This window comes from Chitinophaga rhizophila (assembly GCF_019492185.1).
Lineage (GTDB): Bacteria > Bacteroidota > Bacteroidia > Chitinophagales > Chitinophagaceae > Chitinophaga > Chitinophaga rhizophila.
The window spans coordinates 589,421-607,184 of sequence record NZ_JAICCF010000004.1 but is presented as its reverse complement, the minus strand read 5'-3'; the positions used below and the strand labels follow the sequence as shown (position 1 = coordinate 607,184).

The 17,764-nt window shown below is 45.9% G+C and carries 12 protein-coding genes; 10 read left to right on the top strand and 2 right to left on the bottom strand.

Features of this window, described 5'->3' with window-relative positions:
• Positions 1 to 341: 341 nt before the first annotated feature.
• The 3 genes from K1Y79_RS22465 (at position 342) to K1Y79_RS22455 (ending at position 5,529) form a co-directional block, all read left to right on the top strand.
• Positions 342 to 704, top strand: a complete 363-nt coding sequence (locus K1Y79_RS22465) for a hypothetical protein (RefSeq protein ID WP_220252443.1) — start codon at positions 342 to 344, stop codon at positions 702 to 704.
• Positions 705 to 1,184: 480 nt separating this feature from the next.
• Positions 1,185 to 4,181, top strand: a complete 2,997-nt coding sequence (locus tag K1Y79_RS22460; protein WP_220252442.1) for a SusC/RagA family TonB-linked outer membrane protein — start codon at positions 1,185 to 1,187, stop codon at positions 4,179 to 4,181.
• Positions 4,182 to 4,212: 31 nt separating this feature from the next.
• Positions 4,213 to 5,529: a RagB/SusD family nutrient uptake outer membrane protein gene (locus K1Y79_RS22455; protein WP_220252441.1), complete on the top strand. Its 1,317-nt coding sequence runs from the start codon at positions 4,213 to 4,215 to the stop codon at positions 5,527 to 5,529.
• A gap of 157 nt (positions 5,530 to 5,686) precedes the next feature.
• Here the strand turns inward: K1Y79_RS22455 and K1Y79_RS22450 are convergent, their stop codons facing one another.
• Positions 5,687 to 6,424 carry an ROK family protein gene (locus tag K1Y79_RS22450; protein ID WP_220252440.1) on the bottom strand — a complete coding sequence of 246 codons (738 nt, stop codon included), beginning with the start codon at positions 6,422 to 6,424 and terminating at the stop codon, positions 5,687 to 5,689.
• Positions 6,425 to 6,993: 569 nt separating this feature from the next.
• Here K1Y79_RS22450 and K1Y79_RS22445 point away from each other — a divergent pair.
• The 7 genes from K1Y79_RS22445 to K1Y79_RS22415 are packed head-to-tail and all read left to right on the top strand — an operon-like array spanning position 6,994 to position 17,072.
• The gene (locus tag K1Y79_RS22445) at positions 6,994 to 8,292 is read left to right on the top strand and encodes a hypothetical protein (RefSeq protein WP_220252439.1); all 1,299 of its coding nucleotides are present in this window, start codon (positions 6,994 to 6,996) and stop codon (positions 8,290 to 8,292) included.
• Between the two features lie 7 nt (positions 8,293 to 8,299).
• Positions 8,300 to 8,671: a hypothetical protein gene (locus tag K1Y79_RS22440; protein ID WP_220252438.1), complete on the top strand. Its 372-nt coding sequence runs from the start codon at positions 8,300 to 8,302 to the stop codon at positions 8,669 to 8,671.
• 22 nt (positions 8,672 to 8,693) lie between these two features.
• Complete coding sequence (locus tag K1Y79_RS22435) at positions 8,694 to 10,202, top strand: hypothetical protein (protein ID WP_220252437.1); 1,509 nt, start codon at positions 8,694 to 8,696, stop codon at positions 10,200 to 10,202.
• 12 nt (positions 10,203 to 10,214) lie between these two features.
• Positions 10,215 to 13,799 carry a hypothetical protein gene (locus K1Y79_RS22430; RefSeq protein WP_220252436.1) on the top strand — a complete coding sequence of 1,195 codons (3,585 nt, stop codon included), beginning with the start codon at positions 10,215 to 10,217 and terminating at the stop codon, positions 13,797 to 13,799.
• A gap of 1 nt (position 13,800) precedes the next feature.
• On the top strand, positions 13,801 to 15,006 hold the full coding sequence (locus K1Y79_RS22425; protein ID WP_220252435.1) for an OmpH family outer membrane protein: 1,206 nt from the start codon (positions 13,801 to 13,803) through the stop codon (positions 15,004 to 15,006).
• A 19-nt stretch (positions 15,007 to 15,025) separates the two neighbouring features.
• Positions 15,026 to 16,768, top strand: coding sequence for a hypothetical protein (locus K1Y79_RS22420; RefSeq protein ID WP_220252434.1), 1,743 nt, complete (start codon positions 15,026 to 15,028; stop codon positions 16,766 to 16,768).
• Entirely contained in the window at positions 16,761 to 17,072 is a 312-nt protein-coding gene (locus K1Y79_RS22415; RefSeq protein WP_220252433.1) for a hypothetical protein, read from the top strand. Before K1Y79_RS22420 ends, K1Y79_RS22415 begins: the two co-directional genes overlap by 8 nt.
• Positions 17,073 to 17,140: 68 nt before the next feature.
• Here K1Y79_RS22415 and K1Y79_RS22410 read toward each other — a convergent pair whose 3' ends face one another.
• Complete coding sequence (locus tag K1Y79_RS22410; protein ID WP_220252432.1) at positions 17,141 to 17,680, bottom strand: STM3941 family protein; 540 nt, start codon at positions 17,678 to 17,680, stop codon at positions 17,141 to 17,143.
• Between the last annotated feature and the right edge of the window lie 84 nt (positions 17,681 to 17,764).

Below are 17,764 nucleotides of genomic sequence, written 5' to 3'. Positions count from 1 at the left end.
AGGGTTAAAAAAAATTTTAAAGTATCTGTTTGGGGAAATTCTTCTCCGGGATAATAAAACAAGCAGGAATACTTCGGTAAGTAATGTGTAACTAATTTATTACATGTGTTTTATGAAGTGGAGTGAGAGTGGTCAGGGAAGAGGAAACTATTTTTATGGGTAAATTCACTTTTGATATAAGTTATTGATATACAGTAGATAAATTTTTTTATAAATTTATTTTAGTCAGGTGGTTTTCAGGCGCGCGGAGAGTAATGAAATAAAATTAGTTTTAGATATAAATAATTGTTAAATTGTAACAAGAACGCGAACCTTTTTATTTATCTAAAGTACCTATCCCTATGATTAAGCGTGTATTATACCTTTTTCTGACGATTGTAACAGTTATGACATTCCTGGGTAATAGCATCGCCGCTACCCAACCTAATAAACCAGGATTTACAGAAATTGGTCACCAGACAGACGGCAATTACTACTATACTTTCTACGCAGATCTCTCTAAAGCTCCTGATGCGATTGCTTATATACAGGTGCAGAAGAATACAACCGGAGAAGTGCTTCCGCTTGATAATTTTAAAGGCAAAGTATTATTCGGCAGACCACTGTTCAGCATAAAAGATAAAGCGACCGTTTCCTTCTACGACGGTGCAACACTGATATCAAAAGACCTTACTGGTGTGATTGAGGGTGGCGTTAAGCCCTGACTGTCTCACATGAGCATATACTTTCTGTCCTGAGCTCTGTTAGTAGTAACAGGGCTTGGGCTGTTTCCTGTCATGCGGGTGTACTACATCCGGCGTGGGAGGGTGCGTGTACCTGGATAGTAAATGCTGTGAAGCTATCTGTATTAATGAGCGTATATGCTCTAAAACCTGGTAATAATCAATGCGTGAGGCCTCAAAAATATAATATAATTAGATCAAAGAAAAAAAAGTGAATTACATTGAGTTTTTCGTAATCTGCCGAATCAAATTCAACGTTATATCAGACCGGCTTTATGAGAAACCCTGCTTAAGAGAAAAGTAATAAGACCCCAGTAGTTGACCGCCATGGCAGGGAACCACAATGAACATTTATCTGTTATGTTAACAGAAACAGGCGCTTAAGTATCTATCGACCGAAATCAGGAAACAGGTTATGAGACTGTAGTTTTTATCAATCATCATATCTAAATCGCACAAGCTATGCATCTACCCAAAACAGGCTTGCTTGTATTGCTGTTCTTATGCAATACACTGGCATTATTCGCGCAGCAAAATATCTCAGGCAAGATCAGGGATGCTGTGAATGGAAAACCGATTCCAGGTGTTACCGTCAGGGTACAAGGTACCAACAGAGGTGCTATCTCTGACGCCAGTGGTAATTACACATTAGCTGTACCTTCAGGTACTGCCACATTAATTGTAAGCTTTACCGGTTATAAGACCCAAACCATTAAAATGACCCCCGGTAGTAATGTAGGAGATATTACTATGGAAGAAGACTTTGCCAAACTGGATGAAATTGTGGTAACAGGTTTGGCTACCAGCGTTAAACGAAGCAACCTGGCCAATACCGTTGTGACCATCAATGCAAACCAGCTGGCCGGTACCGCTCCCGCACAGACATTTGATGCAGCCCTTAGCGGTAAAGTACCTGGCGCACTGATTACCGCTAACTCAGGCGCTCCCGGAGGTGGTATATCTGTTAAAATGAGAGGTATCACGTCGGTATTCGGTAATTCACAACCACTGTATGTAGTGGATGGGATCTTCTTCAACAACAGCAGTATACCAGCCGGCCTGAATGATGTTACCGGAGCAGCCACCGCCGGTAACCCCAATAACCAGGACAATCCGTCCAGCCGTATTGCAGATCTTAACCCCGCAGATATTGAGAATATTGAGGTACTGAAAGGCGCATCCGCCGCTGCACTGTATGGTGCAAAGGCAGCAGCCGGGGTGGTGATTGTTACTACCAAAAAAGGCCGGGCAGGGAAGACGAAGGTCAGCGTAAACCAGGAGACTGGCTTTGCCAAAGTCAGGCACCTAATGGGCGTACGTACCTTCAATGCTGACAGGGCCGCCGACCTGGCAGGAAGCGCCGATAACACAGACCCTGTGATCCAGCAACGCCGTCAGGCATTCCGGGATCAGTATAACGCAGCCGCTGCTGCAGGCAAGATATTCGACTATGAGAAAGAGATGTACGGCGAGACCGGTCTGATACTCAACACCGGACTATCTGTATCCGGCGGTACTGATAAAACCACTTTCTACCTTTCCGGCAACCGTCGCCAGGAAGAAGGTATTGTGAAGAATACCGGTTACTTTAATAACTCAGTACGCCTGAATGTAGATCATAAACTGACAGACCGTATCTCCCTCGGCGTTACGATGAACTATATACATTCCAACGCTGACAGAGGACTGACCAACAATGATAACAACGGGGTAACTTATGGCGTGGCCTTGTCCTCTACACCAGACTTTGTAGATCTGTATCCAAATGAATTGGGTGAGTATCCCCGTAACCCATTCGCAGCTTCCAATCCGCTGGAAACACGCGACAAGATGGAAAATAATGAGATGACCAACCGTTTTGTAGGCGGTGGTAATCTGGAGATACGCCTTCAGCAAAGTGAACATTCCTCTACTAAGTTCATTGGCCGAGGCGGTGTTGACTATTTTAACTATAAAACGGCGGCCTTGTTTCCCCGGGATCTGCAGTTTGAGGAAAACGCATTACAGGGTCACTCCATCCAAGGTAATACCAATAATATCAATACCAACCTGGGTGGCTTCTTTGCCAATACCTTCACACCGAATGAGAATGTAAGTCTGACCAGTACCCTGGGTGCTACCCTGGAGACCGGTTTCATGGACAATATTGTGACCGTCGCTACGAACCTGGTGGCCGGACAAAGCAATCTGGATGCAAGCGCTAATACGACTACCCGTCAGTTCAGGCAGAAATACCGCGACAACGGGCTGTTTATACAGGAAGACCTCTCATTACTGGACGCTATTACACTGAGCGGAGGCGTTCGTTTTGACCGCTCTACCAATAACGGCGATTATAAGAAGTACTACGTGTTCCCTAAAGCAGCAGCTTCCTGGAATATAGCGCGTATGAAGTTCTGGGGAGTAGATAAGATCCAGAGCCTGAAACTGCGCGCCGCCTATGGCCAGTCAGGAAACGTACCGCCATACGGTAGTAAGTTTACCGCTATGCTGGGTAGTAACATTGGTGGATTGCCAGGCGTGCTGGTAGATAATCTGCTGGGTAACGCTGACATTGAGCCGGAGCGCCAGTCAGAGTTTGAAACCGGTATCGACATCAGTGCCTGGGATGGTCGTATTAACCTGGAAGCAACCTATTATAACAAGCGTATACAGGACGTATTGCTGCGTCATGCACTACCTGGTTCGTCCGGTTATGCCAACGAATGGAAGAACAGCGGCGATCTCAGAAATAAAGGTATTGAGATCGGCCTGACCGTTATTCCGGTAAATACTAAGAATGTAAGGTGGAGTTCTACTATTAACTGGTGGCGTAACCGTTCCAGGGTAACAACCTTGCTGATACCGCCTTATGCGATTGGCGCATTTGGTAACTCCCTGGGTACATTCTACCTGGAGGAAGGAGAACCCGCTACACAGATCAAAGGTACCGTAGGAGGTGAGCTGAAACTGATAGGTAATTCAGAGCCTAAGTTTCAGATGAGCTTCTTTGATGAGATAACAGTTTTTAAGAACCTGTCCCTTCGTTTCCTGATACACTGGAAGAAAGGAGGGGATAACATCAATCTTACACAGCTACTGACAGACCTTGGACAGACATCTTTTGACTATGATGATGAAATGAAGGGCCAGAAAGCAGGCGTTTACCGTACCGGCGCAGGGGATGCATCTATCTATGTGCAGGATGCGTCTTATGTGCGTATTCGTGAAATCGGGCTGTATTACAATGTACCGCTGAAACGGACAAATGTGGTGAAAGGCATCCGTTTTGGTGTTTCTGCGAATAACTTCTTTACCTGGACAGACTACGTAGGATATGATCCGGAAGTATCCAATTTCGGTAGTAATACAATAACCACCTCTTCCAGCCGCGGAAGTAATGGTTTGTCTACCGGTGTTGACGTAACACCATTCCCTGCTTCAAAAAGAGCAAGTTTCCATGTAGGTGTTGATTTCTGATCATTTTCCCATCTGTTAAAAACTATTACACATGAAGAACTATTTCTCAATAATAACTGCCGCTGTTGCTTTGTTGCTGATGAGCGCCTGTCAGAAGGGTGAGATTAACAGTCTGAATACCCCCGTAGTAGGTAATATTACCAGTAATCCGACGCGGAGTGACCTGTTTAACCTGGTAACAGGTATTGAATCAGGTATGCGTAATAACCTGGCCGGCTACCTGGATGGAGTAGGTGTTATAGGCCGGGAGATCTATCGTTTCTCCGGTTCAGAGCCCCGCTATACGACTGACCTGCTGGGAGGAGGAAGCAGGGTGCTTGACAATAATACCTTTTATCTGACAAATCCCTGGGGTTCACGTTACCAGGTGATGAGGCAGTGTTTTATACTGCTGGAGGCCACCAATAATGCCCGTACCGCCATTGCGTCTGATGTTCAGAAGAAGGCATTTGCGGGATTTGCCCATACTATACTCGGTTACCAGCTATTGCTGAATATCAATATGACAGATTCAAGCGGCGCGCGTATACCAGTGCGTAATGGCGCTGCGTTAGGTCCGATAATTACTGACCCGGGTATAGTGATGGATTCAGTGCTGAAGTTCCTGGAAGAAGGTAAGGCAGAGCTGACCGGCGCAGACGTAATGTTTCCATTGTCAAATGGTTTTGCAGGGTTTAAAGACGCAGCCGGACTATTACGCTTCAATCGTGCATTGGCAGCGCGGGTGCTGATTTACAAGAAGCAGTGGGCTGCTGCGCTGACAGCCCTGAATGAGTCGTTCTTTGATCTGAATGGTAGTCTGAATACAGGAGTATACCACTATTTCTCTACGAATGGCGGTGACCTGGCCAATACGCTGTACCTGGCCCCTAATACGAACGGGGAAGTAAGAGTGTCACACCCTTCATATGCAACGAATATTATACCCGGGGATGACCGGTTGACGAAGACCGCGTTGCGTAATGCACCTATCAGTCAGAACGGTCTGACCGGCAGCCGTGATGTTGTAGTATGGAATTCATTGAATGCACCAGTCAGCATTATCCGTAATGAAGAGCTGATACTGATATACGCCGAGGCCAAAATTCAGTCCAATGCAATACCGGATGCAATTACAGCGTTGAATCGTATCAGGTCATTACATAACCTGACACCATATGCCGGGGCTATTACACAGGCCGCGCTGATAACAGAATTGTTGTATAACAGGCGGTATTCTTTGTTTATGGAAGGACATCGCTGGGTGGATCTCAGACGTTATAACTTATTGGGTACACTGCCGAAAGACAGGCCCGACGACGATGTGTGGGCGCGGTACCCATTGCCGCAGAGCGAGAGTAATCTATGATTGTTTAGTCATAAAGGGTGCTTGTAATGAGCACCCTTTATTATTGAGGCACGAGCCGTCAGGCGTAAGCGCTGACAGATACACAGGGAATATTGTTCAGTGTAGTCATACCTGCCTCCGCCTGACGCCTGCTTCCGGTTATTGAGAGACGTGTTGACTACTTTGGGTAGTTGGTACTGATATGATATTTATCCTCCATATCCCACAGCGTTGCACCACCTTTGATACCATCTTTATTGGTAAAAATATGGATGTTGTCAGCCAGGGGCATGGTTAGTTCGTCAGCACTGCCACCACCTATATACAGGCGATCGTAATTAAAGACAGTTTTCAGGATCTCAAGTACCTTTTCCATCCGTTTATTCCACTTTTCCTCTCCGTGTTCTTCCAGGGCCTTATTACCTATATATTCATCATAGTCATGTTCTTTCGTGACAGGATGATGAGCAAGCTCCAGATGTGGAAGCAGATAACCATCTATGAGGAGGGCTGTACCAAAGCCGGTGCCCAGGGTAACAGCCAGTTCATAGCCTTTACCGCTTACGACACCTAGTCCCAGCTGATCGGCGTCATTGACGAGTCTTACGGGTTGCCGGAGCATGTCTGCTATCTGCTGCCCCAGGTCTATATTCTTCCAATGAGGATTGCCAAGGTTGGGTGCAGTATAGACAATGCCATTTCGTACGTAACCCGGGAACCCGACAGAGACTTTGTTAAAAGCAGGCATGCCTTTGACCAGGGATGCAATTGTGTCGAGTACATCCTTCGGTTTGGCTCCTTTGGGTGTAGGTACCCGCTTGTATTCCATCTGCCATTCACCCTTATTGTTGAGGATTGTGCCTTTGATATGGGAACCTCCTACATCGATTGCCAGAATATGATCAGATACTGCCATTGCGTTGAGTTTGTTTGTAAATGCGGATAGAGCACAAATACTGGGCCTGTCTTTCAATGGCATATCATTAACGAGCATATTGGATAAAAGAAAGTGTAATACGACAACAAAACAGTAATCGACGGTTCATATATCGTTTCGGACTACCAATAGTGCAGGCCCCGGATGTTATGCCCCGATGAATGCAGCCGGCAAGGTAATATGTTTGCCAATTCGGGGTGTCAGGGCGTCAGGAGGGAGAGAATATTACAATACAGCAGCTGCTAAAAAGCAACAATCACCTGGCGAATAGATAAAGAAATTAACCTCAGAAAGCGTGTGTTCTTCAGCAATAAACTATAGGGGATTTTCCCGGTACAGCGAGAGGGGAAAAAACCGTGTTAACATGGGATTAACAAATGCAATCGGCTGAATGCCTAACATTGTGACCGTCAGCGCAGCGATCACAATGCTACATGCGTAAGCAGAATCAGATAAATAGCATTACTGTAACTGACGATTAACCTTTTTACTTTAAAAAATCCCTTATTTATGGTACCCCTCAACATTAGCTTTAAAAACTCCAATTCATGAGCAAGTATGTTACTGACTTTTTATCCCTGGTTATTGTCATAAGCACAATTACCTGTTTCCATGCGTGTTCCTTCAGGGATCCAAAGACTCCGAAGCCTGCACCCAAAGAGAAACAAATAGAGAAGATTAACTTCTTTATGGAAACGTCCGGAAGTATGACCGGTTACCTGCATGGCGCTACAGACTTCAGCAAAAGAATACCTAATCTGCTTGTCAGCATTGAAGGAAGGGTGGATTCCGGCAAGCTCCGGTTACACAATTACTATATCGCCGACTCCATTGTACCTTTCAACGGCTCTACCCAGGACTTTATTAATGCTCTTGCCGTTAAGCCACCGCCGGGTAATAAGAGCTCTGAAATGCATAAGATATTCGAGATGATTGCACAGCATACTGGTACCAATGACATCTCGCTGTTTGTGTCAGACTGTATTCTTTCCTATCCTGATAAGGTAGTGAAGGCAAATCCGGAGATCAATAAATATAATGCAGAAGGTGAGCTGAAGGCAACCTTAACGAGTGCTTTCCAGGAACTGCATCGGAAAAAGAAAATGTGTGCTACTGTTTATGGGTTTAACTCAACGTTTATTGGCAATTACTACACCTACCAGAATAAGGTGATTCCTTTAGCAGGAAACGTATCCCGGCCGTATTATCTATGGGTGATTGGAAACAGAGAACTGCTTACACGCTTCAATAAGCAGATCAGTACTCTGGAGAGTCTGCAACCCTATACCCTTGCCATGGATTTTGGCGTGTTCGGAAAGGCGGTAACTGAAAGCGATATACTGTTCGACTATGGTAAGAAGGGTAGTTGGTCAGTAGACAGTGAAATGCATGGTCTGAAGAATGTGAAGCCTTCTGCTAAAGAACCGGTTGTATTTGCTGTTGTTACAGATCTGTCTTCACTACCGCCATACGCCAGAGATACCAGCTATCTCAGAAGTCATCTCAAGACAGCCCCAACCGATCTGAAATGTCATATCGATAAGATTTTGTTGGCAGAGAATGTTGCTGGCAGCAAACTTAAATCAGGCGAGATAGATAAAGTAAAAGCTGGTACGCACATATTTGTGCTCCGTATGGATGACCTCCATCAGTCAGGTCAGACAGGTTTAATCCTGCCGCTACAGTATGATACTTCTTACAGGGCATTGTCTATTATGGACGATCGCAAGGTGACCGATATACCAGGTAAGACCTTTGCGCTGGAACACCTGATAGATGGTGTCCGGTTAGCCTATGATAATAGTAGTCAGCATTACATTGATATTTCCATACCCATAAAAAAATAGATCAGTTATGTTTAGTTTTTTGTATGAATTGCTGGGCGGCGAGCATAATAACCCTGCCTACCAAACATCTATCTTTCCCGCTGTTGGCTTGTTTACCTTGATACTATCTGTCGTCTTCGCAGTAATATTCTATGTATTACTGGGCCGCTGGAAGCCTGTCTGGGATAAGCAGAAACACTGGGTTATTACCGCTGTGATACTGGCGTTTATTGCTTCCGGACTGGCTTACGGTCAGGCGATAAACGGTACACAGGAAGAGGGAGATCCGTACATGCTCACCTTTTCCATGATCAATGCGCTATATGCAGTGATATACTTTATCATCTTATCTGTATTCTTCAAGCGTGCATCTATATTCGCTAAACGAACCCCATTCTGATACCTGCTAAATACCCTTACTCATGACCAGAAATATATTTGTTTTCGGTGTCGGCGGCACCGGAGCCAGAGTACTACGCTCCCTGACTATGCTGCTTGCGTCGGGCGTAAAGCTGAATAACACCAATAAGATCATTCCTATCATCATAGACGTTGATGCAAAGAATGCAGATACCACCCGCACCCTGAAAGCGCTTGAGTCCTATAAGCTGATCCGCTCCAGGGGATACGGAGACAGAGAGGATATAAGGGAAGGTTTCTTTAATACAAACCTGAATACCCTGAACTCTATCAAACCGGAAACAGGCGTTACAGATAAGCTGGAAGACTCTTTCCAGTTACAGTTTGAGAACCTGGAAACCTCCTTTATCAAATACATTGATCCTGACGAAGAACTGGTAGGCGATGTTACCATGGACCTCCTGGACGCGCTGTATGACAATACCCCCGCTGGTCATCCGGATTACAGCCATACAGAACTGAACCTGCGGCTCGATATGGGCTTCAAAGGTAATCCTAATATCGGGTGTGTTGTCTTCAACAACCTTGCAGCTACGAAAGAGTTTAAGTTTGTGATGAAGAGCATCGGAGAGAACGACAGGATCTTTATCATCAGTTCTATTTTTGGTGGTACCGGCTCTTCCGGCTTTCCTCAACTGGTCAGATTACTGCAGGAGGAAGAACGGCTCCGTAATAATGTGTTTGGCGCACTGACAGTTATGCCGTACTATAAAGTCTCTGATGATAAGAAGAGTGCCATTAACTCAGATCGGTTTGACTCTAAGACAGAAGCTGCCCTGACCTACTACGCGAAGTACCTGAAAGGGAAGATTAATTGCTTCTACCAGCTGTGGGACAATCCGCTGAAACAATACGATAACAAGGAAGGCGGGGAGGAACAGAAGAATAACGCTCACCTGCTTGAGCTGCTTGGCGCTACTGCTATTATTGATTTCGTTAACAGACCGGACGACAGCTTCAGGTCAAGAGAGAAAACCGCCTATTTCGACTTTGGTATAAAGCAGGAAGACCAGGTGATAGATGTACGTCACTTCTTCGATAGTACACGTTCCACTATCATGGAGCCGCTGACGCTGTTTACTTATGCCAAGAAGCTGTTCCTCGAAGTGATTCCCCGCTTCAGCAATGAATCATTCTACAAAGAGCTGGACCTGGAAGGTAAACTGAAAAATGACATCTTTTTCCAGCACCTCACCAGCTTCTTCCGAGATCATTACAGGTCCTGGTTAAAAGAGATGATGGATAATGAGCGTAAGTTCCAGCCTTTTAATGTAGAACTTGACCTGAACTCACTGGTAAGAGGTAAGCCAATTGAGGTAGTCAAGCGGCTGGGTATAACCATCAATGGTGGTATTACCGATTCCCTGTTAAAGACGAAGTTCGGCCACATCGAAGACGAACTTAAAAAGACCATCCCGGATACTGAGAAAGATAAACGCTTTCTTAAACTACTAAACAGAGTGGCAGCTGAATGCTTTTCCAAACTGGAAGCATTGCCTTCCATGAACTAAAACGTGTGACTTATGACCCCGCATATCTTCAGAAAATACAAAGGATATAATCCTAATGAAATCAAGTGCTGGACGCCCAGCACCGGTATTAATACCGACAGTTTCGAGGTAGAGAACATCACGGCTTCCAAAGGATCCTCCAAGGCAGGAACTGCTATACCATCACCCCTGGCAAGAATGGAACTATTTGATACTGCATTTAACATCCTGGCTTCTGATAATATCAGCCTGGAAGGCAATACCATCTACCACCAGCTTGTGTCTGACTGCCTTGACGTGTTACAACTGATCTTTAGTAGCCGCCCGGAAGACATTGGCCCGGGCAAGAAGATCTGGTTCAAGGAATGGCTGGTGTCAGAGAATATAGAAAAGCTGAAGCAAAAAGGAGAGAAGCATCCGAATTATCTGCTGGGCAAATCGCTGGAACAGATATTCTTTGATAAAGATAACCCGGCTTATGCCAACACCGGCAGCATCTTCCTGATCTTCTATGAAAATGTACTCTTAGGTGGTACATCGCCGCTGACGCTCTTCTTTACCAGCCCTAACTGGACGCGTAAGATAAAAGATGGTATCATCCAGCACATTCCGCAAAGTGCCGACGGCGATGTCTTTTTTGATAAAGACACCCGGCCACTACACCTGAGAGACGAAGAATTTGTAAGGTACCTCTTCACACTATGCAGGCAGGAACCGGAGGCTTTCAGGAAAGCACAGGGCCTCAGACGGTATATAAACAGGTCCGTAGCTGCCAGCAGACGCTTCTCTGATCTGTTGCTGAACAACACGCTTACTAGTCCGTCGGCAGTGCTGGAAGATGAATACAGTAAGATTATGACCAACGTCGATAATAAGCAGCTCACTATCGGCGGACTATACTACCACCGGTTAAAAGAAGGTCGTGAAAAGGAGAAAGTCCGGAAATACAGTGATTTCATTATCAACGCGACCACCGATAACTACCAGCAGCAGTTCAATGAAAAGAATGAGCCGGTCTTTGTTCACCCACCACTGGTACTGATCAATGGCATGAATATCAGCGGAGACTACATTGAGCAGAATGTACCGTGGAACCCCAGTACCGTGATCCGTGACCTGTACCATCGTGCAGTGCCGCTTTATGAAAGAAAGCTGCCACAGGGTAATGGTACTGCCGTAATGTATCCTTTCATTACTACTGAGGACCTCCTGGAAGACTATCTGCTGGAAGTACCTTATCATATCAATAGTACCAAGTTCTTCTCAGGCTTCCGCGGTGACTTTAAGTACCTCTTACCAGTGAAGAAGGCATATTTCAACTTCTTTACTTTTGAAGACCTGAAAAGCGCATTGGCAATTACTGTGACGAACGGGGTAGTCAGAGTAGCGCTCACTATTCCTATTAAAAACAAGAAAGGTCCCCGGGAAATACTCTTTGTGAAGGAGTACGCCAAACCCAAAGGTAATATCATTGAATGTCGTATGGGTATAGGCATATACCCGTTTTACAAAGTGAAAGGAGACGCGCCTGCTCTGAAAGCCCTGAAGAGCTTCGATATCTTACTTGCGAATCGTATAGAGCAGGAAGGGCCTGAACGTATTCTTCTGCAATTCTATACCTATAAGACAGCCGGTCAGCAGGGTAGTGCATTACCTCACCGTATGACGCAAAGGTCGGTCTTTGATAAGGGAGGGGCGACTGCTACATCCAAATATTACAAGGTGAATGACTCCTTCGACTACATGACCCTGACCTATAAAGATCCCGCAGGTGTACAGTGCGAAGGCATGATCATCCCTGACTTCGAGAACCGGGTAATTACTGTGAATCAGCATAAAGCCTTCACTTATGCAGTTGATTTCGGTACTTCTAACACGCATGTTGCCTATATGGACAATGCCACTGAGCTGCCAATGCCTTTTACAATCGAGGAGGCTGACCAGCAGATGGTACTACTGAATGCGCCCGGTACCGACGCTAACCCCGGTGTCAGATTCGCTTTCTATGGACAGTTCCCGGCGATAGACCAGACCTTACGGCGGGAGTTTATGCCGGCAGTCATTACCGATAAGAGCCGGACTACTGTATCGTTCCCTTTCAAGACTGCCACCTGTGAGGTCAGCAGCTTTGGTAAGCAGGATGACGCCAATATTGACCTTTTCAGTCACATTAATATTGGCTATTACATAGACCAGGAAGAAACACAGGGAGATGTACGCTATACCACCAACCTGAAATGGTTACTGGAGAATAATGCTGACCATGCCAATAAGAACCGTGTTATGTTCTTCCTGAAGCAGCTTCTTACACAGATCAAAGTGAAAACAGTTCTGAACAACGGTGATCTGGATAAAATGCAGCTCGCCTGGTCGCTACCACTCAGCATGTCTAAAGGTAACCGGTTGACACTAAAGAATGCATTTACCGAAGTATTCAAGGAAGTGTTTGATGGTTCCAGCGCTACCTTATTACCCTCAATCCCTGAATCTGTAGCGCCATACTTCTATCTCACTAAAACAGAGAATGCTTTACATGATATGGCCAATCTTGTCAACGTGGATATAGGTGGTGGTACTACCGACGTAATGATGTTTATGGAGTCTTCCGGCCAGCGCAATGACAAGTATATAAGCACCTCTTTCCGTTTTGCAGGCAATGACCTGTGGGGAAGTGGATTTAACGGCAAGCTGAAAGATAATGGTTTCATCACTAACTACTATGAATACCAGCGGGCAAACAATATCAGTCCTGCCAATGAAAGCAAATACCTCTGCCGGGCACAGGAAGATGGCAGCCTGCGGTCAGATGATCTCGTCAGCCTCTTATTCCGGTACGACCATAAGTTCCGGTTCAGTGATTCTATTGCCATAGGCAGGCCCGAGATGCAGACCATCCTGTACCTGCATTACAGCGCTATTATTTACCATATTGTCGAGATCGTGGAACTGAAAGACTACCCGTTGCCAAGATATCTCTCTTTTACCGGTAAAGGCAGCCAGTACATCCGGTTATTATGTGGTGGCGGAAAAGAAGAGCTGGAGCAATTTACCCGCCTGCTTATCAACACCTACTCCCAACGCGAACTGCAGCGTGGTTTTGAAGTAATACTGAATGCAAACCCGAAGGAAGTAACTGCCAATGGTTCCGTACTGTACGCAAGGGCAGATAAGAACGAGACAGAACGCTATAACAGCCTGTCAGAATTTGTACATCCGGGATTCGACCCATTGCAGGATGCCGCCTTTGCAGATAAGCTCAGGAGCACTGAAAAGGGGGCCTTCCAGCTGGGTGATGTGCAGGAGATCAGTAGTCCGTTGAATGTTGCAGTGCTCCGTAACCTGAACCGCTTCCTGGAAAAGACATTGAATAACCGGGAAGTGATAGAGTTCCTGGGAGAGTTCAAGATTAAGAATCTGAAAGAGACTTACGAAGTACTTCGCTGGAACGGCAATATTGAAAACGGGGAGGGGCTTATATACGACAGTTACCGGAAGGTACTTAATGATCTGCGGTCGCGCGACCAGGACGAAGCCCTGCCACAATCATTGTTCTTCTTTGCCTTCAAAGAATCCCTGTACAGATTGTCTAAACAAATTGTTGCCAAAAAAGCCGTGTAATATGAAAGTATACATATTCATCCTGCCCCTGTTTTTCCATATTCACACCTTTGCCCAGTCACCTGATCAGAACGACCCGGTCAGCATGGCTAAATTCCATATTGTCAAGCGGACGGTTGAATTTCTTTCTACAGATACTGTAAGTTTCAGGGAAGTGACTGCCTTTACCTGTAACGATTGTACCAGCTATGATGAGCTGATGAAGTTCAGCAGAAAGATGAAAAACGCAGACCAGCTGATCAGCAGGTGGTATAAAACACAGGTAGGTCGTACGAAGGAAGACCTTATCCTTTTCAGCAAAGCCCTGGTCAGGGATATTACTACGGGAGAAGCCCGCAAAGAAAAACGCCTGAAGTATGCCGGGTATGCCCAGTATGAACAGGCTGTCCTGGATATTATCAATGGCGCGGCAACTGCTAATGCCCCTGCGGAAGTTGCTGCTACGCCGGCTGTCACCGATGAACCACCCATAGATGCAGCAGAGGAAGTAACAGATGAAGGCAATATGACGCCGCTTCCTGTTATTGACGTCACGCGGGAGAACAAGGCCCAAACCCCCTGGTTATTCATCATTGCGGCTTTCTGCGCGCTGCTGCTGGCGCTATACTTTTTCCTTGATCGCAGGAAGCAGCTGGTAAAGAAGGACTCCTTAAAGCGGCAGGTAAAAGCACTACAAGAGCAGTTGGCCGGTCGGGAAGATGAATCTCAGCCGCTGCATGCGCAGATAAATGCCTTACGCGCTGAGTTACAGGAGTCCAGAAAACAGTTTGAAGAGCTCTCTGAAAAACGTGCTGACGAATACAGACGCTTTCAGCAACAAATAAATGAAGCACACCAGCCGCCGGTTCCTGCAACTCCTGCACCCAATATTACCCTCTCTAAAGGGTTTGTACCCATGGTGAAGTTTGCCCGTTATGCGGATAAAGGCGACGGCTTCTCTTCTGAAGATCTCCTGGATCAGGATGATAATGAAACCATCTTTGAGATTACAATCACCACTCCGGATACAGGGGCATTCCGTATCAGCAGAAACAAACAGGCGCAGCGCTATGCATTGTCCAACGCTGCCTATTTCTTTGGTAACACCTGTACCTACGAAACAGTGCCTGCTGCTGGAAGTGAGATTGTGACAAATACTCCGGGCGAACTGTTCCTCAACGGAGATAAGTGGACCATCCGTCAGCCTGCAAAGATCAGCTTTAACTAGTGGCCTTAAACAATCATGTATGAAAACACCCGATGAACTGGAAGCCTATATTAAACAGCTGCTCATTACAAATCATCTGGACATTAACATTCAGCTGTATCCTGAACTGATCAGTGCCGGGAAAGAATTAGGCTATGATATGAATGGTCTGGCAGCTATCGCCGGACGTATATATGAAAGCACCGACTGGCGTCCTTACAAGACGATCGATCAGTTGGTAATGAGTAACCCCTCGTTCGTACAAGGCCGCTTCTTTAATGCCGATGCTAAACGCATAATAGAGAAGGTAAAAGATGACCTGACGCCTGCAGAGGCAACTGCCTATATCATTTCCATCATCAGCAGGGAGCCTCACAACTTCCGCCCCAGACTGCATCCTGCTCCTGATATTGGCTCTTTCCGCGATCCCTGGATGACTGACAGTGCCTGGGAGCTATACCGTGTACAGGCACCGCCGGTTGAATGGTGTGGCATGGAGGCTATTACTACTGAGCAGCTAGGAGAGATTCTTTTTAACAGGAAAGAAGAAACATATCCTCTGTTACAGCACAAATCCTACCTTACATCCACTGTTACACTCCTGACCCGTAGCGCTGCCATTGCCTATAGTTTCGAGAAGATATTTGAAGAAGAGAAGGATATGGAAAGGCGGTACCTCACTATTGTATACAGGCTAAATAATGAACTGCCCTTTCCATTCCGGGGGCGCATGCCTGCTACTCTTACGGATCTGCTGACTGCTGGTTGTTCCTCACAGGCTGCCTTCAAACAACTGGAAGGTATCTACTCCAAAGGTCATATACACATCTGGCAGCGAGAGGCGCAGTCGTCCGTAGCGGCTCACTTACCTGCCAGTCTTAACAGAAGTGGCTTCCTGGAATTGCTATATCAGGTTAACCCGAATTATCCCTTTTATCTATTCGGAGAAGCTTACACATCACCGGCGCACCTCGTTACTGCAACCCGTACAAACGGCGCTTTATGGCAGTATGTGTATCAGGCTATTGCTGACAAACACCTGTATATATGGCTGACTGCCCAGGGGTATCTCTCTTTAGTAGCTCAATTGGAGAAGAAGATAGCCACGCTTCACACATCAGCGTTATATATTGAAGAAGACCGTAAGCTGGCTGTCGTACAGGCATTTATCAATCTGCTGGATGAATCCTCGCCGGTACCTGGTATCATTGCTACGCCTGCGGCGCTTTCTCTGAATAATATCGAAGTAAGTGAAGTGATGAGTACTGCTATTACGTTCCAGCTGGCTACTGACGGATTTGTCAAAGCAGCTGTACGTCTCCAACCGGAACTTCCCGGGGTAAGCCTTGACAAGTCTGTTATCAAGTTCTTCGGATTAACTGACAATCGGCAATGTGAGCTGAGGCTTGCAATAGATCCCATCTATCTCCAAAAGGATACGGCATATACTTTTGATATCGTAGTAAATAGTATTCATGAAGAGATGCGGGTACCGGTGGCTTTGTGTCTCGTATTCCCACGCAGGGCATATATCAATCACATGTACCAGTGGGGATTGACGGGTGCTATCTTTTTCCTGATGATTGGCCTCTTCGGTTTAGCTATTGACGACAGAACTACTTACGAGGTAGCAACTGCTCAATACCTGCCGCTGGATGTCTCCTCCGGCTACCTGCCCGGCTTCAGTGTCGGATATCTCTTCCTGTTGCTCTTGTTGATAGGCGGCATAGCAGGGGCCTTCTGGTATATCAAAAAACAGTATAAACTGAATATCTATGACTGATTCAACGCAACCTCAGAAGCACGGATGCTGGATTGCTTTTGGCGGTTTCGTCTTCATGGCGGTTATCCTTAAGCCGCTGCTGGTTATCAGCTACAACACGTTCCTCTTCCTGCATAAGCTCTTTCGTGGAGGTACACTGGTAGCATTTGAAGTATGGTGGACCTTACTCGGGCTCCTGGCAGGAATGGCATTAGGTGCCTGGGTAGCTGCTAAAAGGTACCAATTAGCCGCTAAATGGATATGGTACCCCATCGGCGGACTAGCTATATACCTGTTCATATTCATGCTGGTTAACGAAGTATAGCTTCAGCGTCTGTTTTATAGTTTAACAGGAAGCCGCCTTTGCTTAAAGAGGCGGCTTCTTTATGATTGTTACAATAGCCTTTTGCCAGGTGACTTGACTGTTAGCAGATCCAGCAACTCGTAAGGATCTGCTTTTATATTGCTGGCTGAAATAAACACCGGCGTACCAAATCGAACGATGTTTTGCCGTAGTAGTAGTCTTTTAATGGGATTGTTCTGACGTGTAATGAACGCTTCCGGATTGTTGAGCTTAATAGCCAGGAAGGTCGAATGAAATACCTTACGAGTCTCAACGCCTGCTATCTCATTCCACCGGATCAGGCCTGTAATAGCAATATTACTGTTATCTGTAACGCCTTCCTCTGAAATGGTTAATCCGCCGGAACGTCTCAGCATAACAGCTATGATCATTACAGCAGCCAGCGCGAGCAGCACAAATGCAGATATTGCCAGTGTGTTTTTGAGATAAATCAGTGCAGTGGGGAAATCAGGTGCGCCATTAATACGCAGACTGATGACGGTTAACAGCATGCAGGTGCCGCAAAGCAGCAATATCAGTAAATATCTGGTAATGTTCAGTGGGATGCTGGTGGTGTCAACAATGGGCATAAATTTGGGTTTGTATGTGTTATTCTAAAGATAACAAAAAAAAGTAAATTGCGGGTAACAAATAGTTGTTAACTCCGGCTATAG